20 protein-coding genes and 1 pseudogene are annotated in these 18,771 nt (G+C 73.4%); 12 read left to right on the top strand and 9 right to left on the bottom strand.

The window, feature by feature from the left end:
- Window positions 1-24 precede the first annotated feature (24 nt).
- A pseudogene (locus tag ABGB06_RS19800) lies at window positions 25-1,134 on the top strand (arabinogalactan endo-1,4-beta-galactosidase); the annotation flags it as partial.
- Window positions 1,135-1,172: 38 nt separating this feature from the next.
- Here ABGB06_RS19800 and thpD read toward each other — a convergent pair.
- The 6 genes from thpD to ABGB06_RS19770 form a co-directional block, all read right to left on the bottom strand.
- Window positions 1,173-2,072: an ectoine hydroxylase gene (gene thpD, locus ABGB06_RS19795; RefSeq protein WP_347591175.1), complete on the bottom strand. Its 900-nt coding sequence runs from the start codon at window positions 2,070-2,072 to the stop codon at window positions 1,173-1,175.
- A gap of 19 nt (window positions 2,073-2,091) precedes the next feature.
- Window positions 2,092-2,490: an ectoine synthase gene (locus tag ABGB06_RS19790; RefSeq protein WP_347591173.1), complete on the bottom strand. Its 399-nt coding sequence runs from the start codon at window positions 2,488-2,490 to the stop codon at window positions 2,092-2,094.
- Window positions 2,491-2,542: 52 nt separating this feature from the next.
- The gene (gene ectB, locus ABGB06_RS19785; RefSeq protein WP_347591171.1) at window positions 2,543-3,811 is read right to left on the bottom strand and encodes a diaminobutyrate--2-oxoglutarate transaminase; all 1,269 of its coding nucleotides are present in this window, start codon (window positions 3,809-3,811) and stop codon (window positions 2,543-2,545) included.
- 74 nt (window positions 3,812-3,885) lie between these two features.
- Window positions 3,886-4,401: a diaminobutyrate acetyltransferase gene (ectA, locus tag ABGB06_RS19780; protein ID WP_347591169.1), complete on the bottom strand. Its 516-nt coding sequence runs from the start codon at window positions 4,399-4,401 to the stop codon at window positions 3,886-3,888.
- A gap of 433 nt (window positions 4,402-4,834) precedes the next feature.
- Entirely contained in the window at window positions 4,835-5,566 is a 732-nt protein-coding gene (locus ABGB06_RS19775; protein WP_347591167.1) for a hypothetical protein, read from the bottom strand.
- Window positions 5,567-6,139, bottom strand: a complete 573-nt coding sequence (locus ABGB06_RS19770) for a SigE family RNA polymerase sigma factor (RefSeq protein ID WP_347591165.1) — start codon at window positions 6,137-6,139, stop codon at window positions 5,567-5,569. It lies immediately after the preceding gene.
- Between the two features lie 126 nt (window positions 6,140-6,265).
- Between ABGB06_RS19770 and ABGB06_RS19765 the strand changes: the two genes are divergently transcribed.
- Entirely contained in the window at window positions 6,266-7,366 is a 1,101-nt protein-coding gene (locus tag ABGB06_RS19765) for an amidohydrolase family protein (protein WP_347591163.1), read from the top strand.
- A gap of 183 nt (window positions 7,367-7,549) precedes the next feature.
- Window positions 7,550-7,756, top strand: coding sequence for a DUF397 domain-containing protein (locus tag ABGB06_RS19760; protein ID WP_347591161.1), 207 nt, complete (start codon window positions 7,550-7,552; stop codon window positions 7,754-7,756).
- Window positions 7,757-7,986: 230 nt separating this feature from the next.
- Here ABGB06_RS19760 and ABGB06_RS19755 read toward each other — a convergent pair whose 3' ends face one another.
- Window positions 7,987-8,460 (bottom strand): hypothetical protein, encoded by a 474-nt coding sequence (locus tag ABGB06_RS19755; RefSeq protein ID WP_347591159.1) that lies wholly within the window; start codon window positions 8,458-8,460, stop codon window positions 7,987-7,989.
- 45 nt (window positions 8,461-8,505) lie between these two features.
- Window positions 8,506-9,363: a helix-turn-helix transcriptional regulator gene (locus tag ABGB06_RS19750; protein WP_347591157.1), complete on the bottom strand. Its 858-nt coding sequence runs from the start codon at window positions 9,361-9,363 to the stop codon at window positions 8,506-8,508.
- Window positions 9,364-9,602: 239 nt separating this feature from the next.
- On the opposite strand from ABGB06_RS19750, the gene ABGB06_RS19745 reads away from it, so the two are divergent.
- The 5 genes from ABGB06_RS19745 (at window position 9,603) to ABGB06_RS19725 (ending at window position 15,517) form a co-directional block, all read left to right on the top strand.
- Window positions 9,603-10,814 (top strand): alpha/beta fold hydrolase, encoded by a 1,212-nt coding sequence (locus tag ABGB06_RS19745; protein WP_347591155.1) that lies wholly within the window; start codon window positions 9,603-9,605, stop codon window positions 10,812-10,814.
- A gap of 70 nt (window positions 10,815-10,884) precedes the next feature.
- A complete protein-coding gene (locus ABGB06_RS19740) occupies window positions 10,885-12,330 on the top strand; it encodes a hypothetical protein (protein ID WP_347591153.1) in 1,446 nt (481 codons plus the stop codon).
- Between the two features lie 136 nt (window positions 12,331-12,466).
- Window positions 12,467-14,065 carry an ABC-F family ATP-binding cassette domain-containing protein gene (locus tag ABGB06_RS19735; protein ID WP_347591151.1) on the top strand — a complete coding sequence of 533 codons (1,599 nt, stop codon included), beginning with the start codon at window positions 12,467-12,469 and terminating at the stop codon, window positions 14,063-14,065.
- Window positions 14,066-14,441: 376 nt separating this feature from the next.
- The gene (locus ABGB06_RS19730) at window positions 14,442-14,666 is read left to right on the top strand and encodes a helix-turn-helix domain-containing protein (protein ID WP_347591149.1); all 225 of its coding nucleotides are present in this window, start codon (window positions 14,442-14,444) and stop codon (window positions 14,664-14,666) included.
- 71 nt (window positions 14,667-14,737) lie between these two features.
- Window positions 14,738-15,517, top strand: a complete 780-nt coding sequence (locus ABGB06_RS19725; RefSeq protein ID WP_347591147.1) for an enoyl-CoA hydratase/isomerase family protein — start codon at window positions 14,738-14,740, stop codon at window positions 15,515-15,517.
- A gap of 464 nt (window positions 15,518-15,981) precedes the next feature.
- On the opposite strand, the gene ABGB06_RS19720 is transcribed toward ABGB06_RS19725, so the two are convergent.
- Window positions 15,982-16,761, bottom strand: a complete 780-nt coding sequence (locus tag ABGB06_RS19720) for a nucleopolyhedrovirus P10 family protein (protein WP_347591145.1) — start codon at window positions 16,759-16,761, stop codon at window positions 15,982-15,984.
- Between the two features lie 255 nt (window positions 16,762-17,016).
- Here ABGB06_RS19720 and ABGB06_RS19715 point away from each other — a divergent pair, with 255 nt between their 5' ends.
- The 4 genes from ABGB06_RS19715 (at window position 17,017) to ABGB06_RS19700 (ending at window position 18,767) form a co-directional block, all read left to right on the top strand.
- A complete protein-coding gene (locus ABGB06_RS19715; RefSeq protein ID WP_347591597.1) occupies window positions 17,017-17,433 on the top strand; it encodes an Asp23/Gls24 family envelope stress response protein in 417 nt (138 codons plus the stop codon).
- A 34-nt stretch (window positions 17,434-17,467) separates the two neighbouring features.
- The gene (locus ABGB06_RS19710) at window positions 17,468-17,662 is read left to right on the top strand and encodes a hypothetical protein (protein ID WP_347591143.1); all 195 of its coding nucleotides are present in this window, start codon (window positions 17,468-17,470) and stop codon (window positions 17,660-17,662) included.
- Between the two features lie 3 nt (window positions 17,663-17,665).
- Window positions 17,666-18,073: a hypothetical protein gene (locus ABGB06_RS19705; RefSeq protein WP_347591141.1), complete on the top strand. Its 408-nt coding sequence runs from the start codon at window positions 17,666-17,668 to the stop codon at window positions 18,071-18,073.
- 100 nt (window positions 18,074-18,173) lie between these two features.
- Window positions 18,174-18,767 (top strand): DUF6286 domain-containing protein, encoded by a 594-nt coding sequence (locus ABGB06_RS19700; RefSeq protein ID WP_347591595.1) that lies wholly within the window; start codon window positions 18,174-18,176, stop codon window positions 18,765-18,767.
- Window positions 18,768-18,771 lie beyond the last annotated feature (4 nt).

The raw sequence follows: 18,771 nt of genomic DNA, 5'->3' as shown, positions 1-18,771 counted from the left end.
ACACGCGCACGTCATTTGTCCCTCATGGAAGGACGACCCATGATGCACCGACGCGACATCCTCCGGCTGGGCACGGCGGCGTTGGCCACGCCGGCCGCGTTCGCCGCCCTGCCCACCGGCACCGCCCAGGCGGCGGCGTTGTCCATCCGCGGGGTGGACCTCTCCTCCGTCCCCAAGGCCGAGGACCTCGGCGCGGTCTTCCGCTACGCCGACGGCACGGTGGGCGACCCCGTCACCATCCTGCGCCAGGCCGGCTCCAACTGGGTCCGGCTCAAGGTCTGGGTCGACTCGGCCGACGGTTACCACGGTCGGGAGCAGATCCTCGCCATGGCCCGGCGCGTCGCCGGCCAGGGCATGAGCCTGCTGGTGGACTTCCACTACTCCGACACCTGGGCCGACCCCGGCAAGCAGTACAAGCCGTCCGCCTGGGAGGGCCTCAGCGGCGGCGCCCTGGAACAGGCGCTCGCCGACCACACCGCCGACATCCTGGGCGGGCTGGCCGACCAGGGCACCCCGGCCGCGATGGCGCAGATCGGCAACGAGATCAACGGCGGCACGGTGTGGCCGAACGGCTCGACCGACAACTGGTCGGCGCTCGGCGGGCTGCTCACCGCCGGCGCCGAGGCGGCGCGCGACGCGTCGCCGGGCACCCGGATCGCCCTGCACCTGGCCGAGGGCGGCGACAACTCGCTCTTCCGCTGGTGGTTCGACAACGCGGTGAACCAGGGTGTGCCCTTCGACGTCATCGGGGCGTCGTTCTACGGCTACTGGCACGGCACGCTCGGCGAGCTGCAGTCGAACCTCAACGACATGGCCAACCGGTACGGCAAGGACGTGTTCGTCGCCGAGACCGCCTACCCGTTCCGGCTGGGCAGCGACGACGGCCACGCCGACATCATCGGCCAGCAGTCCCAGCTGGTGTCCGGCTATCCGGCCACGACCGACGGCCAGGTCGCCTGGCTGGAGGACATCTGCTCCGTGGTCGCCGCCGTGCCGAACGGGCGCGGGCTCGGCGTCTTCTACTGGGAGCCGGCCTGGACGGCCACCCCCGGCAACGGCTGGGACGAGACCGACCCGTCCTCCGGCAACGGCTGGGAGAACCAGGCCTGGTTCGACTACGACGACCGCGCCCTCCCCGGCATGAACTGGCCCGGCGATGCGGTCCGCTCCCGTCACCTCACCGGGGTGAAGTCCCGCGCCCCGATGAAGTCCGGGCGGGGGATGGGCGCCGCGAACGGCTCGACCGCCGTGTTCTCCACGCTGTTGAAGACGATGAACACGTTGCTGCGCGGGTAGGGCGTGATGTTGTCGCCCGAACCGTGCATGCAGTTGCAGTCGAACCACGTCGCCGAGCCGGCCCTGCCGGTGAACAGCCGGATGCCGTACTCGCCGGCCAGGGAGGTCAGCGCCTCGTCGGACGGCGTGCCGGCGTCCTGCATCTGCAGCGACTTCTTGTAGTTGTCCTTCGGCGTCTCACCGGCACAGCCGAGGAACGTCTTGTGCGAGCCCGGCATGATCATCAGGCCACCGTTGGTGTCGTAGTTCTCGGTGAGCGCGATCGACACCGAGACGGCCCGCATCCGCGGCAGCCCGTCCTCGGCGTGCCACGTCTCGAAGTCCGAGTGCCAGTAGAACCCACTCGCGCCGAAGCCCGGCTTCACGTTGATCCGGCTCTGGTGGACGTACACGTCCGAGCCCAGCAGCTGCCTGGCCAGGTCGGCCACCCGGGGGTCGCGCACCAGACCGGCGAAGACCGTGCTGAGCCGGTGCACCTCGAACACCGAGCGGATCTCCTGGGAGCTCGGCTCGATGATCGAACGCTCGTCCGCGCGGATCGCGGGGTCGCTGACCATCCGGTCGAGCTCCGCCTTGTAGACCCCGACCTCCTCGGGCGTGATCAGCTGGTCGAGTGCGACGAACCCGTCCCGCTCGAAGCCGGCCAGCTGCCCGGTGTCGAGCGGTCCCGGGGCGCCGGGCTCCGACCAGACCACCGGGTCCTGGCGCGGCGTGATCGCCTCGGTGGCGCCACGAGTGGGGTACAGGTCGGCGGTTCGTTCGGGTGCGGTGGTCATGAGCGCTCCTTCCTTCTTCCTACGACGCCTCGGTGAGCAGCGGGTAGACGCCGTTCTCGTCGTGGTCCTCGCGGCCGGTGATCGGCGGGTTGAAGACGCACATGGCCCGGAAGTCGGTGACGGGACGCAGCGTGTGCTTCTCGTGGCCGTCCAGCAGGTACATCGTGCCCGGGCGGATCATGTGCTTCTCGCCGGTCTCGTCGTTCGTGAGCTCGGCCTCGCCCTCCACGCAGTACACGGCCTCGATGTGGTTCGCGTACCACATCGAGGTCTCCGTGCCCGCGTAGAGCACGGTCTCGTGCAGCGAGAAGCCGACGCCCTCCTTGGCGAGGATGATGCGCTTGCTGCGCCAGGTTCCCGAGGCGGACCGGACGTCCCGGTCGCTGCCCTCGATCTCGCTGATCGATCGGACGATCACAGTTTCTTCTTCCCTTCGATCTTCTCTTGACGGGTGCCCGCCCTCGCGGGGCTCAGTCGGTCTCCCGCACCGAGCGGGCCAGGATGCGCAGGCCCTCGTCCAGTTCCTCGGGCGTGATGGTCAGCGCCGGCAGGAGCTTGACGACCTCGCTCTCCGGTCCCGAGGTCTCCAGCAGCAGCCCCAGTTCGAAGGCCCGCCGGCAGACCGCGGTGGCCCGGTCCCGGTCGGTGAACTCCAGGCCCCAGACCAGGCCACGACCCCGGTAGCTGGCGCCGGCGCGGGCGTGCTCGGCGACCAGCGCGCGCAGGGTGACCTCGATCTGCTCGCCGCGGCTGAGGGTCTGCTTCTCCATCTGGTCGTCGGTCCAGTAGGTGTTGAGCGTGGCGGCCGCGGTGACGAACGCGGGGTTGTTGCCGCGGAAGGTGCCGTTGTGCTCGCCGGGCTCCCAGATGTCCAGCTCGGGCCGGAAGAGGGTGAGCGACATGGGCAGGCCGTAGCCGCTGATGGACTTCGAGACGGTGATGATGTCGGGCACGATGCCGGCCTCCTCGAAGGAGAAGAACGGCCCGGTGCGCCCGCAACCCATCTGGATGTCGTCGACGATCAGCAGCATGTCGTGACGCCGGCACAGGTCGGCCAGACCCCGCAGCCACTCCGCGCGGGCGACGTTGACGCCGCCCTCGCCCTGCACCGTCTCGACGATGACGGCGGCCGGCGTGTTGAGGCCGGACCCCGAGTCCTCCAGCAGCCGCTCCAGCCAGATGAAGTCGGGCGTCTGCCCGTCGAGGTAGTCGTCGAACGGCATCGGCGTGCCGTGCACCAGCGGGATCCCGGCGCCGGCCCGTTTGAACGAGTTGCCGGTGACCGCCAGCGCGCCCAGCGACATGCCGTGGAAGGCGTTGGTGAAGGAGACGATCGCCTCCCTGCCCTTGACCTTGCGGGCCAGCTTCAGCGCCGCCTCGACGGCGTTGGTGCCGGTGGGGCCCGGGAACATGACCTTGTGGTCCATCGCCCGCGGGCGCAGCACCACGTCCCTGAAGGTCTCCAGGAAGGCGCGCTTCGCGGTGGTGGACATGTCCAGGCCGTGCGTGATCCCGTCCCGCTCCAGGTAGTCGATCAGGGCTCGCTTCAGCACGGGGTTGTTGTGGCCGTAGTTCAGGGAGCCGGCTCCGGCGAAGAAGTCCAGGTAGGTGTGGCCGTCCTCGTCGTACAGGTAGCTGCCCTGCGCGCGGTCGAAGAGCGTGGGCCAGCCACGGCAGTAGCTGCGCACCTCCGACTCCACGGCCTCGAAGACGCTCAGGTCGGGCTGGGTGATGGTCACGGCGTTCTCCAGGGTGTGAGTTCCGCGGGGTCCGGGGTCCGATGGGTTCAGGGGAACCGGGGTGGGGGCCGGGGTCACGGCCGGTCGGCCGTGAGTGGCCCGATGCGGTACAGCACCTCGGGCTCGTGGCCCGCTTCCGGGAAGGCGCCCGCGTCGAAGAGCACCTCGCGTGCCACCGCGGCCGAGTGCCGCTCCGCGAAGGAGGTGAACAGCCGGTGCGAAGCCTTGTTACCGGGCGTGATGGTCGTCTCTATGACGTCCACCCCGCACGTCGCTCCGGCCCGCAGGGCCAGGGCGTCCAGCATCGCGCCGGCCAGGCCCTGCCCGCGCCGGGAGCTGTCGACGGCCACCTGCCAGATGAGCAGGGTGCGTGGCGCGTCGGGGCGGGTGTAGCCGGTGATGAAGCCGACCGGGGCCTGCAGAGGGTCGGTGGCGTCCCGGGCCACGATGGAGGTAGCGGCATAGTCGCGGCACCACAACAGGTAGCTGTAGGACGAGTTGAGATCCAGTACCCGGGAGTCGCGGGCAATCCGCCAGAGAACCGCTCCGTCCTCCGTGCGGGGACTGTCCAGCACCACTCCCGGGGGCATTTCCAGGTAATCGCTATCGGCAGGTGCATGGTCTGCTGGTGCGGGCTTCATGCACATCAAATTTACCGAGGGAAAGTTGAGATCGCATCGGGGGAGGGGGTTAACAGGGCCAGAGGGGTGTGTTATCGCGCGCAGGCGCGCGATGCGCAGGGGGCGGCGAAATCCGCTGGTATGACCGTTAGTTACCGGACAAAGCGGGCGCACGTGGAGGGTTTGTCACATGTTTGTAACGGAGTTGTGATGCTCGCGACCCCGTACAGTGACGCTCAACATCACGAGAATGCCTGCGTTTAAGGCACGGGAAACGGGGCAGAAGCGGACCGATACCTCTGCTCTCAATTGCCTCGCAAACGCTCCGATGAATTGCCGGAGAAAACTTCTGGTACGGGCCGCACATTGGATCACTCAAGTCTCCTCGAGTGGTCCGATCGGGTTAGCGGGATTCGAAGTCGCCGCGCGCCGACACCGGCCCGCTGGCGCTTCTGCCGGTCACCCGGTAGAAGTCGTCGCCGATGCGGCGGCCCTCGCCGTGGTCGTACTGGCCGGCGAACACGTGTTCGCCGGGTGGGATCTCGGCGCCCTGGCGCAGCGTCCAGCGGAAGACCAGCGCCCCGCCCTCGGCGGCCACGTCCAGCTCGAAGTCGTCGCTCGGCAGCGTGCGCCATGCGCCGGTCGCCGCCACGCCGCCGGTCGCCGCGATGCGGAGCTCCAGCGTGAAGGCCGTCAACGGCGCGCTGGTCCGGACCGTGACGTTGCTCTGCGACCAGTAGGGATTGCTGCCCGGATCCAGTTCCGCCGAGGTCCGCACCTCGGCGTCCGGCGCAGCGGGACCCCCCGTGCCCCCGGCGCCCCCGGCGCCGGTCTGGGCCGGGGGGTCGGCCGGCCGCGCGGTGGGCTCGGACGGCTGGTCGGCGGTCCACGCCACGGCGGCCGAGGCCACCCCGACGGTGACCGTGAGCGCCGCCGCGGCCCCGACCACCCGGGCCTTGCCCCGCAGCCGGTCGAGCCCTCGTCCGAGGGATGCCTGGGCGGACCGTCCCGCGCCGCCGGCCGCGCCGGTGCCGCGGATGCCGCGCTCGACGCGCGCCAGCATCCGCTCCCGGTCGGGCCGGTGCGCGCGGGCGGCCGCGCGCAGCAGCTCAGCGGCGTCGGGGCGGTCCGACATTCACGTTCTCCGTTCCGCGGGAGCGGTGGGTAGCACCCGGAGGGTCTCGTGCGTACCCCGCTCGTCCCGCCGGGCCGGAGTCTGGGTGAGCAGCCGTTCCAGCTCGGCGATACCGCGTGAGGTCTGGCTCTTCACGGTACCTATCGAGATGCCGAGCGCGCGTGCCGTCTCCCGCTCCGAGAGATCGAACGCGTGCCGCAGCACCACACAGGCGCGTTTCCGGTACGGCAGCCGGTTCAGGGCGGCCCGGACGTCCAGCACCGCCGGTACGTCGGGCCCTTCCGCGTGTTCCCCGTGTCTGGACCAGAACAGGGCCACGCGGCGCCGCTCGCGGGTTCTGCTGCGGATCCGCGAACGGGCGAGATTGGCCACCACGCCACGGGCGTAGGCCAGGGGATGGTTGGCGGCGCTCACGCGGTCCCAACGGTGCCAGATGGCGACCAGGGCGTCGGCCGCCAGATCGTCGGCGCCGTCCGCGCCGTCGGCGTTGCCCAACAGAAGATGGGCGAGTCGGGACAGTTCGGCATGATGCTGCTCGAAGAAGGCGTGGAAGTCTTCGGTGGGGGTGCCCACGCCGGCCTCCTCGGTCTGCGGCTCGGGAAGCCTGTCGAAAGCGTTCGACAGGCCGTGCAGTGTTCGTCCGTGCGTTCAAACCCCCAACGAATCTGGAGAGTAGCAGGGGATGCGTACGCTGCCGAGATGACCGACGGACCAGTGCTGCGCATCCGCGGCCGCGTGTTGACCGGCCCGTGCCCCGAGACCGACGTGCTCGACGAGGTGTGGGTCGTGGGCGGCCGGATCAGCCTGCGTCGCCCGACCGACACCCGGGGCTCGGTCACCGTCTCCGGCTGGGCGCTGCCCGGGCTGGTGGACGCGCACTGCCACGTCGGCCTGGACGCGCACGGCGCCGTGGACGAGGCGACCGCGGAACGGCAGGCGGTCATCGACCGGGACGCCGGGGCGCTGCTGCTGCGCGACGCCGGCTCGCCGGCCGACACCCGGTGGATGGACGGGCGGGACGACCTGCCCCGTCTCATCAGGGCGGGGCGGCACATCGCCCGCACCCGGCGCTACATCAGGGAGTACGCCCACGAGATCGAGCCGGAGCGGCTGACGGAGTTCGTCCGGCGCGAGGCCCGCCGCTCCGACGGCTGGGTCAAGCTGGTCGGCGACTGGATCGACCGGGAGCGCGGGGACCTGGCGCCCTGCTGGCCGCGCGAGGCCCTCGGCCCGGCGATCGCCGCCGCGCACGAGGAGGGCGCCAGGGTCACCGCGCACTGCTTCGCCGAGGACTCGCTGCGAGACCTGGTCGAGTCCGGAATCGACTGCGTCGAACACGCCACCGGGCTGACCGAGGACACCATCCCGCTGTTCGTGGAGCACGGGGTGGCCATCGTGCCGACCCTGGTGAACATCGCCACCTTCCCCGCGCTGGCCTTCGCCGGGCAGGCGCGCTACCCGCGCTGGGCGGACCACATGCGGCGCCTGTACGAGCGCCGGCACGACACGGTGCGGGCCGCGTACGAGGCGGGCGTGCGGATCTTCGCCGGCACCGACGCCGGCGGCGGCCTGGCGCACGGGCTGATCGCCGGCGAGGTCGCCGAGTTGGTGGCGGCCGGCCTGCCGCCCGTCGAGGCGCTCTCCGCGGCCACCTGGCGGGCCCGGGACTGGCTGGGCCGTCCGGGACTGACCGAGGGCGCCCCCGCGGACCTGGTCCTCTACCCCGAGGACCCGCGCGAGGACGTGCGGGTGCTGGCCCACCCCACCCGCATCGTGCTGGCCGGCCGCATCGTCGGCTGATCCCGGTTGTCCTGAAGTGACCGCGGGGGAACGGCTCATGAACGGATCGCGCGGGGTAAGACCCAGATATGGCCGGCTCCCTGATCCCCCGTGCGGTCCGACGGCCGCGGCGTTAGGGTGAGACGGTCCGGGCGACGAGTCAACGCGCCGGGGACGCTGGCTCTCGGGTGTCAGGAGGGCAGCGTGACCGTCTCGGAGCCGTCCGCGCGGACTTGGAGGAAGAGCAGCTTCAGCATCCCGGACGGCGAGTGCTGCGAGGTCGCGCGTACCGGCGGTGACGTGCTGGTGCGCGACTCGAAGAAGCGGCGGGGACCGGAGTTGCGATTCTCGGCGACCTCGTGGCGCGCCGCGCTGGTGGCGCTCCGTTCGACAGGGCTGACCGCTCCCTGACCATGTGCGGCGAGGCGCGATCGGAGGCGCCATGCGGGACCGAGACGAGCGGCGGAAGCCGGCCGCTGACGCGTTCCTGAGCTACTGCCTGGTGTCCGGCGGGAGCGCCACCGTCGGCGGAGCCTGCGCCTCGCTGCTCGTCGACGGTGCCGCGGCCCGGTTGCTCGTCTGGCTGGCCGTGGCCGTCACCGTGGCGGGTGGCGCCGGCCTGTGGTGGGTCCGCGACCCCGCTACGGCGCGTCGCCGGGTGCTTGGCCCGTTCCGTCTCCGGGGGCGCCCGCCCGGCCGCCCCGCCGCCCGAGAAGGCGGCCCCCCGCCAGCGTGACCAGCGCCGTCACCGCGCTGGCCCCGGCCAGGCTGACGGCCGGCCAGACCGCGGCCGGCACGTTCACGTCGATGCCCCGCGCGGCGTGCACCACGACCACGACGGCCGCGGTCAGCGCGGCGATCTTGGCGACGAACCGCCCTATGTTCCACCGGTTCCTGCTGCGCTCCAGCCGGATGAGCCGGTCGAGGGCGGCCTCGTTCACCATGGCGTGCCGGGTGATGTCGTGGGCCGTCAGCCCGCGTTCCCACGACCCCTGCTCGTCCGGCGCGGGCTCGCGGGATTCGGGGGACTCGGGGGACTCGGGGGAGGGGTCGGCGGGGCAGGCCGGAGACAGCACGTCCTCCGGCTGGGCCTCTCGCCTTCTGAAGACCGACATCGGACCTCCCCTGACTCCCTCCCCCGGCGGCGACGCCGCCCGGCGTCAACTCGTGCCGAGCGCCTCCAGGGCCCGGTCGATCATCTCGGCCGTCTCCTGGTCGCTGAGCGCCTTCTGGTCCAGGAACTCGAAGCACTCCTGGTAGTTGGCGATCAGCTCGCGGTCGTCCCGGCTGGCCAGGGTGCCGGTCATGGCCTCCACGTTGACCAGGTCCTCGTCGTCCGCGAAGCTCAGCAGCGCGAAGGAGCCGATGGTGCTGAAATGCGCCCCGGCGGTGAACGGGAGCACCCGCACGCGGACCCGGTCCCTCGCCATCAGCCCTCTGACGTAGCGCAGCTGCTGGCGCATGACGGGCGGCCCGCCGATCTGCCGGTGGATGGCCGCCTCGTCCACGATGAAGTACGTCTCGGGCCCGTCCGGCTCCTCGAACAGGCGCTCCTGGCGGGCCGTTCGCAGTTCTGCGGTGCGCCGGGCGCGGTCCGGGCTGCCCTCCGGCTCCATCAGGGCCATGGTGTAGTCGGTGGTCTGGAGGAAGCCGGGGAAGTAGATCGGGTGGAAGGCGCGGATCACCGTCGCCGCGCCCTCGTAGCCCAGGTAGAGGGCGAACTTCGGGCCGATGACGTCCCGGTAGTCCACCCACCAGGACTGGCCCTTGCTGTGCCTGGCCGCCTGTTCGAGGGAGGCGACCTGCTCGGGGTCCTCCACGCGGTACTCCTGGAGCATCGCCCGCAGGTCGGTCACCGAGAGCCCGACGGTGCCCTTCTCGATTCTGATGATCTTGGAAACGGACCACTCCAGGGCCTCCGCGGCCTGGTGCTGGGTCAGACCGCTCTTGTCCCGAGCCCGGCGCAGGTCGGTGCTCAGCCTGCGGCGGTTGATAGCCGGGTCGTCTGCCCTGGGCATGGTCGCTCCTTTGCGGATGTCGGACTGGTGGGAGACAAGTTCGACAGATTGCTGATCGATCTCTGGCTGAACGAAGCTGACTTAGTGCCACCTAACTAAGGTGCACCTAACAAATCGCCGCTGTGCAATGTGCTGCCATCAGTATGCTATATGGCATTCCGGTCGGTGTCGCCGATGGGTCACTTCTCGCCAACCCGCTCCGCTGGCCGCCGCGCCGCGCTGCCCCCATGCTGGGAGGTATGCGTCGGCGCACGACGGCGGCCGTGGCCGCCACCACGTTGCTCGCCACGGGGGCGGTCACGCTCGCCGCGGGCCGGTGGGCCAGCGGCGCGGCGCTGGGTGCCGCCTCCCGTTCCCCTCGCCCGGCCGGCTTCGCCGGGCCCCGGCTGACGGTGCACGGGGTCGCCGCCGGGCGGGTGACGCTCACCCGCTCGCTGGACTCGCAGCTGCCCGGCACCTTCGCCGTCGCCTCGGGCACCAGACACGCCGTGGTCGGCCCGGTCCTGGACGTCGCGAGCGACCCCGACACGGTGGTGCGCCGGCTGGAGCGGGTGAACCGCGGCGAGTTGCTGGCCGGCGCCACCGTGGCGCTGACCCCGCAGCTGCACCGCGGCGACCCGCGCACCGCGCTCGGCATCCCGCACGCCGACGTGGAGATCCCCGGCGACGGCGGCTCGCTCCCCGCCTGGTTCGTGCCCGGCGAGCGCGACACCTGGGTGATCGCGCTGCACGGCCTCGGCGCCACCCGCGAACATCCGCTGAACCTCGTCCCGTTCCTGCACCGGCGCGCCTTTCCCGTGCTGTTGCCCGGCTACCGGGGCGACCCCGGCGCGCCGCGTCCGCGCTCGGGCGTCAGCATGCTCGGCGCCGCCGAATGGCCCGACGCCGACGCCGCGCTGCGGTACGCGGTCAGGAACGGCGCCCGGCGCCTGGTGCTCTACGGCTGGTCCACCGGCGGCACGATGGCCCTGTACGCCGCCGCGCACTCGCCGCTGCGCGGGCGGATCAGCGGCATCGTGCTCGACTCGCCGGTGCTCGACCCCGCCGCCACCGTGCGGGCGTTGGCCGCGCACCGCGGGGTGCCCGGGCCGCTGGTGCCGCTGGCCGTGAGCGCGGCCCGGGCCAGGATCGGCCTCGACGGCGGCCCGCCGGCCCATGTGGACGCGGACCCCACGGCCGGGCCCCGGGCCACCGCCGCGCGTTCCGACCACGCCCTCGACGGCCCGCCCGACCATCCCACCGGGCCCCGCGGCAGGCCGCTGCCGGTCCTGCTGGTGCACGGACCCGACGACACCATCGCCCCGTACGCCGCCTCCCACGCGCTGGCCGCGCGACACGCCGAGAGCGTCGTGCTGCACACCGTGCCGCGGGCGCAGCACGCGGCCATGTGGAACGCCGACCCGCGGGCCTACGAGGAGGCGCTGGGACGTTTCCTCACTCCGCTCATGTGACGACCCCCGTCATGTGTGGCTCTGTGCGGGGAGTTTGGGCTTTCGGACCCGAAGGCGTGAAACTGCTCACGTGACGTCCCGAACTCCGCGTGAGCCCCGGTTGCGACTTGTCCCCCAGGCGGCGTCTCCCCACGCCTCCGCATCCGGGCGCCCCGGCCCCGGCCGACGTACCCCGGCGCCCCCCAACGACGCCGTGCCCCGCCCCCGGCTCGCCCGGCAGGCGCGCGCCCAACTCGCCGAGGCGGTGCGGCTCGCCCGGTGGGCGGACCGCACCGGCACCTCGCCGGAGGCGGCGGGCCGGGAGGCGGCGGCCGAACTCGGTCTGACCGCGAGTCAGGTGCGGGACCACTGGGGGCGCGCCCGCCTCGCCGGTCTCGTCGAGTACGGCGCGGACAGCGCGGACGGCGGCACCGTCCGGGCGGGATGGCGGTTGCGCGCCTGGGAGGAGGACGACACCGCCGCGCTGCGCGGCTGGGTCGCCCTCTTCGACGCCTGGTCGCTGGCCCGCCCCGCCCCGCCGGACGCCGAACCGGGCGCGGTGGCCGAGGTGGTGGCCGCGGTGCCGCAGCTGCTGTCCGTGATGCAGCTGTCCGACGGCCCGGTGACCGCCGCCGGCCTCGTCGACCTGCTGCGGCAGCGGATCGGCGAGCTGCGCGCGGAGCGGCCCGCCGAGGAGACCAGACCCGGACCCGAGGAGATAGCACGGGACGCCGCTTCCGACGCCGACGCCGACGCCGCGCCCGCCCCGCCGGCGCCCGCGGACGACGCCGAGCTGGTCCGGCTGCTGGGCTGGGCCCTGGACGCGCTGGCCTCCGTGGGGGCGCTGACCCTGCACGCGCGCGGCGCGCGCCCGGTGCGGGCCCGGCTGACCGCGCTCGGCGGCTGGGCGATGTGGACCAAGCTGGAGCACATCTGCATCGCCGCCCAGAGTCCGGCCGGCAACATCGAGCAGTCCGCCGTGGACATGCTGCGTGGCTGCGCCACCCTGACGCCAGGGCCGGCCCGGGCCGAGTACCGGGCCTGGCTCGCCGCCCGGCCCTCCGGACCCGCCGTCACCGAGCTGCTGGACGCCGCGCGGGGCGAGGACGCGCTGATCCGCGGCCTGGCCTTCGAGGCCCTGAAGGTCGTCGGCGCCCCCGCCCAGGCCGCCGTCCGCGCGGTCGCCGAGGAGCCGATGCTGCGCCCGTACGCGCTGCTGTGGCTGGCCGACCACGAGGGTGGGGACCCGCGGGACGCCACGGACTCCACGGTCGGCGTGCTGACCCGCGAGGAGGCCACCTGGCTGTGGGTGGACACCGCCTCGGCCGCCCAGGAGAACGGCGCCGAGCGGCTGCTGCTCGACCACCTCGACGCGGCCCGGCAGACGAGCATCCACGAGCTCGTCGACGAGATCCGCACCTGCGGCCATCCGCGCACCGTCCAGGTGCTGCTGGCGCTCGCCGCGGCCCACCCGGAGCCGGCGCTCGCCCGCCGCATCAGGCGGGCGGCCTTCCAACTGCACACCGGTGGGAGCTGAGACGGGAAAACGGCTTGCGCCCCGCCGCTAGAATGGCCGCATGGACACATCGCTCCTCGTGCATTAGCGGACGTACCCGCGCGCAGTCCCTCCCTCGCCCGTACGTCCGCCCCCTTGTGCTGCCTGGAGTCCGTCCGTGATCACCACCACCGGCATCGAGTTGCGCGCCGGCGCCCGCATCCTCCTCGAGCCCACCAACCTCCGCATCTCCCGCGGCGACCGGATCGGCCTGGTCGGCCGCAACGGCGCCGGAAAGACCACGCTCACCCGCTGTCTGGCCGGCGAGGGACTGCCGGCCGGCGGCCAGGTGAACCGCACCGGCGAGGTCGGCTACCTGCCCCAGGACCCGCGCACCGGCGATCTGGAGGTGCTGGCCCGCGACCGCATCCTGTCCGCGCGCGGCCTGGACACCGTGCTGCGGGGCATGCGGCAGGACGAGGAGCGGATGGCCAGCGGTCTGCCCGCCACCCGGGAGCGCGCCATGCGGCGCTACGAGCGGCTGGAGACCGAGTTCCTCAGCAAGGGCGGCTACGCGGCCGAGGCCGAGGCGGCCACCATCGCGGCCAGCCTGGGGCTGCCGGACCGGGTGCTGGAGCAGCCGCTGCACACGCTCTCCGGCGGCCAGCGGCGCCGCGTCGAGCTGGCCCGCATCCTGTTCTCCGACGCCGACGTGCTGCTGCTCGACGAGCCGACGAACCATCTCGACGCCGACTCCATCGTCTGGCTGCGCGACTTCCTCAGGACGTACCGCGGCGGTCTCGTGGTGATCTCCCACGACGTGGCCCTCATCGAGACCGTCGTGAACAAGGTCTTCTACCTCGACGCCAACCGGGCGCAGATCGACCAGTACAACATGGGCTGGCGCCAGTACCAGGTGCAGCGCGAGGCCGACGAGCGCCGCCGCAAGCGGGAGCGGGCCAACGCCGAGAAGAAGGCCGCCGCGCTGAACGCCCAGGCCGACAAGATGCGCGCCAAGGCCACCAAGGCCGTCGCCGCGCAGAACATGGCCCGCCGCGCCGAACGGCTGCTCGCCGGCCTGGAGGGCGAGCGGCAGCGCGACAAGGTCGCCAAGCTGCGCTTCCCCGACCCCGCGCCGTGCGGTCGCACCCCGCTCACCGCCGAGGGCCTGTCGAAGTCCTACGGTTCGCTGGAGATCTTCACCGACGTCTCGCTCGCCATCGACCGGGGCTCCCGGGTCGTCATCCTCGGGCTCAACGGCGCCGGCAAGACGACCCTGCTGCGGCTGCTGGCCGGGATCGACAAGCCCGACACCGGCGAGGTCACCCCGGGCCACGGCCTGAAGCTCGGGTACTACGCCCAGGAGCACGAGACGCTCGACCCGGACCGCACGGTGCTGGAGAACATGCGCTCGGCCTCGCCCGACATGGACCTGGTGGACCTGCGCAAGACCCTGGGCTCCTTCCTGTTCTCCGGCGACGACGTGGAGAAGCCCGCCCGGGTGCTGTCCGGCGGCGAGAAGACCCGGCTGGCCCTGGCCACCCTGGTGGTCTCCTCGGCCAACGTGCTGCTGCTGGACGAGCCGACCAACAACCTCGACCCCGCCAGCCGGGAGGAGATCCTGGGGGCGCTGCGCGGCTTCGCCGGGGCGGTGGTGCTCGTGACGCACGACGAGGGCGCCGTGGACGCGCTCCAGCCGGAGCGGATCATCCTGCTGCCCGACGGCGTCGAGGACCTCTGGAGCCAGGACTACGCGGACCTCGTCGCGCTCGCCTGAGGCCCGTCGGAAGCGGCGGCACCGCTCGTCGCCCGGCGGATGTGATCACCCGCGATGGATCATTCGGCCGAACCCCGCTCCGTCATCTGTGTGAAGGCGGCTGGTACCCCGGCGTGTCCGCTGGGCGGCGTCCACCGCCCGCCGCCGGGCGGCCCGCCGGTCGCCCGGCGGGCCGCACACCGCGACTGACCTGCCCGTTCGCGTCTCGCGGCGCCCGGCCGCGCCCGTCCACGGCGTGTACCGGCCCGCCGCGCGCCCCCGCGCCGGTGCGGCACAGAAGTCCGCTTGTCGTACGGACCTTTGCGCATGGGTGGCCAGGAAACCGGATAGGGGTGATCATGAGAGTCCAGAGCGCACTTCCCACGAGGAGGCACGGGTGGCCGAGACTCTGAAGAAGGGCAGCCGGGTGACCGGGCCCGCGCGCGAGAAGCTCGCGGCAGATCTGAAGCGGAAGTACGAGGCGGGGCAGAGCATCCGCTCCCTTGCCGAGGAGACCGGCCGGTCGTACGGCTTCGTCCACCGCATGCTCAGCGAGGCCGACGTGACGCTCCGCGGGCGCGGCGGCGCCACGCGCGGCAAGAAGGCCACGACGGCGTCCTGAGCGCGGCGCGGGCCCCCCGAGCCGTTACCCTGCGGTCTGTCCATACCGTTGGGTAACTTTTCGGAGGGCCGATGAACCTGCTCGACCGTGACGGCGTGCGTGTCACCGTGCGCGACGCCGTGGCCGCCGTCACGCTCACGGGCGGCGACAAGCGCAACGCCCAGACCCCCGCCCTGTGGCGGGCGCTGGCCGAGACCGGCCGGCTGTTGCCCGGTGACGTGCGGATCGTCGTGCTGCGCGGCGAAGGTCCGTCCTTCTCCGCCGGCCTCGACCGGCGGGCGTTCGAGCCCGGCGGGATCGAGGGCGAGCCCGGGCTCCCCGAACTGGCCCGGTTGCCCGAGGCCGAACTCCTGGCGACGATCGCCGGCTACCAGGAGGCGTTCACCTGGTGGCGGCGCGGCGACCTGGTCTCCATCGCCGCCGTGCAGGGGCACGCGATCGGTGCCGGATTCCAGCTTGCCCTGGCCTGTGACCTGCGGGTCTGCGCCGACGACGCGCAGTTCGCGATGCGCGAGACCTCGCTCGGCCTGGTGCCCGACCTCGGCGGCACCCACCCGCTGGTGGCGCTGGTCGGCTACCCGCGGGCCCTGGAGATCTGCGCCACCGGCCGCGCGGTGCACGCCGCCGAGGCGGAGCGGCTCGGCCTCGCCAACCTGGTCGTGCCCCGCGCCGACCTCGACGCGACCGTGGACGATCTGGCGGCGGCCCTGCTGGCGGCCCCGCGGGACGCGGTGATCGAGACCAAGGCGCTGCTGCGCGCCGCCGCGACCCAGGACTACGACGCCCAACGCGCCGCCGAACGGGCCGCCCAATCCCGCCGCCTCCGCGACCTCGCCGGCCTCGCGGAGTAGCGCTCGCCGCGCCGCGGCTTCCCGCAGGGCGGTCCGCGGCGGTGGGTCGTGGACCGCGGCCGTGCGGGCCCGGCCGACGGCCCGGCTGCGGACGCCGCCGCGCGCGGGCTCCGGCGCGCGGCGGCCGAGGCGGTGCCCGTGGTCCCGCCCCCGCCCGGCGGGCTGCCGTCGGGACCGCTGCGCGTCGCGGCCGACCCACCCGCGATGCGGGCGGCGCCGCCCCCCGGGGCGGCGATCGCCCAACCGAGAGGCTGCCGCCGAGCTGCGGGCTGGCGCTCGGTCATCCCGGGGGCACGTGGTGGGCGCAGCGCGCCGCCGCACAGGCGCCACGGAGCGGGTGGGCACTGGTCACTCCGTGCGTGCAAGAGGGCGCGGGGCACAGGGGACCGCGGGTTCCGGCGGCGGGCGCGCCGCCAGCCCGCCCGGCCCGGTCGGCGCCCCGGCGCGGGGGAGCCCTCCCGCGTTCAGGGACCGGTCGGAGGCGGCTCGTCGGTCAGGTCGGTGACCAGCAGGGAGACGACCACCGGGTCCGGGGACGTGGCCGCCGCGGCCTCGGCCGCGGCGGCCCGCGCGTCGCGGACCACGTCGAGCGTGCGCCGCCCGGCGTCCAGCACCAGCTGCATCCGCACCAGCCGCCGGGACGGTGCCGGGGCACCGCCGGGCTCCGGATCGCCGCCCGGGCCGCCGAGGACCCGGGGGCGCGACGCGCCCGGCAGCGCGTCGGACAGCCCGAGCACCCCGGGCACCGCGAGCACCGCCTCGGCCACCGGGTCGGCGGACCTGTCGCGGGTCGGCCGTACCGCAGCGGGCGCCGCCCCCGGGACCGGCTCGGCCGGCTCGGTCTCGTCGAGGAGCGCCACCACGTGCACGTCCACCGCCGACACCGTGAGGCCGACGCGTTCGGTGGCGGCCCGGACCAGCGCCGCCCGCACCGCGGCCGCGTGTTCGGGAAACGGCCGGGTCATCCCCACCGCGCATTCGGCCGCGATCCGCAGCGGTCCCGACGGCAGCCCGCTGGGCGGGGGCGGGACCACGGGAGCGGCGGCGGTCGTCGGATCCGCCAGCGCCAGCCGAAGGCCGGCCACCCGGACGTCGCCCACCGCCTCGGCCACCGCGCGCCGGAGCACCCGCGCGGCGGCGCGTTCCGCCAACCACGCGCCGTCCTCGGGGTCCCCGAGCGCCACCAGTCTGCCGAGACCCAGCTGTTCCCTGACCGCCGCCACCAGCCGCTCGTCCGCGGTCATCCGCCTCGCCTCCGTCCGCCCTGCCCCTCGCCGCCCGCCCACTTCGTGCGAACCGGCCAGACCTGGGTACAGCATGTCCTACACGTCACGGCCACTCGATCGGGGCGACCGGCCCGGTCCCGGGCGTGGGAACACGCTTAATGTGGCACAGGAAGCGGCGGGCGGTGACCGTCGCCGGAAGGGAGTGAGGGCGAAGTGACCGACACGGACACCGACGCGGGGACGACGACCGAGTTCCCGGTACCGGCCAGGGCGCTGGGCACCCGCCGGGGCACGGGCGACCCCGCGACCCGCGGGCGGACCACCATCGCCGACGGCGTGGTGGCGAAGATCGCGGGCATGGCGGCGCGCGACGTGGTCGGCGTCCACGCCATGGGCAGCGGCCTGACCCGCACGTTCGGCGCGGTCAGGGACCGGGTGCCGGGCGGCAGCAAGTCGGCGACCCGCGGCGTGAAGGCCGAGGTCGGCGAGGTGCAGACCGCGCTCGACGTGGAGATCGTCGTCGAGTACGGGGTGTCCATCGCCGACGTCTCGCGGACCGTCAGGGAGAACGTGATCTCCGCGGTGGAGCGGATGACCGGCCTGGAGGTCGTGGAGGTCAATATCAACGTGGGTGATGTCAAGCTGCCCGAGAGCGAGGAAGATGACGAAGAACGGCCGCCGTTGCAGTGACCGGAAGCCTCGCCGAGCCTAGGAGCGGACAGACATGAGCATGGCGGTGGCCGGCATGATCGCCGGCATGGCGTTGGGCTTCGCCGGATACTTCGGCGGTTTCGCGGCCTTCCTGTTGGTGGCCGCGTTGGGAGCCATCGGCTTCCTGGTCGGCAGGTTCGCCGACGGAGACCTGGAGCCCGGGGACTTCTTCCGTCCCAGGGAGCGCGACGACGAACGGCGGCGGTGACCGGTGCAGCCCGTGGTGCCCGCCGCGGAGCGGGGCTCGACCCGCGTCGCCGAACGGGTGATCGCGAAGCTCGCGATCCAGGCCGCCAGGGAGGCCCTGGTGGAAACGGCCGTCGCCGCCGCGACGGCGGTCGGAGCGGGCCCGCGCCGCGGCGCCGGGCCGCAGGCCACGGCAGTGCTGCGTCGCCCGCCGGGCGCCGACGGCACCGGTGGGGTGGCGAGCATCCGCGTCGCCGTGGAGCTCGGCTACCCCTCCGACATCGGCGCGCAGTGCCGCGCGGTGCGGCGACAGATCAGCCGACGGGTCAAGGAGCTGGCGGACATGGACACGGCCGAGGTGACCGTGGACGTGGAGCGGCTGCACTCCGCGCACCTCGACGGGCGCGGACCCGGTTCCGGGAGGGTCAGGTGAACGCGGCGTGAGCGACGAGCCGGGCGGTGGGCCGCCCGCACCCACGCTGGAGAAGTCGGAGCCGGAGACCGGCCCGCCGCCGGAGGAGCACGGGCCCGCCATGGCCCAGTCCGCCTCCGCGGCCCGCTACGAGCCGGAGGGCCGGCAGGAGGGGCCCGCCGGGCGCTTCTGGTCGCCCCGCCGGGTCCCGGCCACCCTGGTCGGCGCGGTGCTGCTGGGCGCCTGCGGCCTGCTGCTCTACGACGTCGTCCTGGTGCGGTCCGACCGCCCGGCCGCCGAATGGCGGCGCGACCTGGCCGACGGCCTGGCCACCCGCACGCTCGACGACGGCTGGGTGGTGTTCGGGGCGATCGTCGCGATGCTGCTCGGGATCTCGCTGGTCGTGCTCGCGGTGACCCCGGGACTGCGCGCCCTGCTGCCGATGCGGCTGGAGGGCGAGGAACTGCGGGCCGGTATCGACCGCCGGGCCGCGGCCGTGGTGCTCCGCGACCGGGCGATGGAGGTCTCCGGGGTGCGGACGGTCCGGGTGGCGGTCGGCCGACGCCGGGTGCGGGTGCTGGCCGAGGCGCACTTCCGGGACCTGGACGAGGTCAGGGCGGACCTGGACCGGGTGCTCGACCATGGCATCGGGGAGCTCGGGCTCGCCCGGCAGCTCGCCCTGTCCGTGCACGTGAGCCGCCCGGTGCGGCGCTGAGAGG

This window comes from Streptomyces sp. B6B3 (assembly GCF_039871525.1).
Classification (GTDB): Bacteria; Actinomycetota; Actinomycetes; order Streptomycetales; family Streptomycetaceae; genus Streptomyces.
This window is presented reverse-complemented; position numbering and strand designations above follow the sequence as displayed.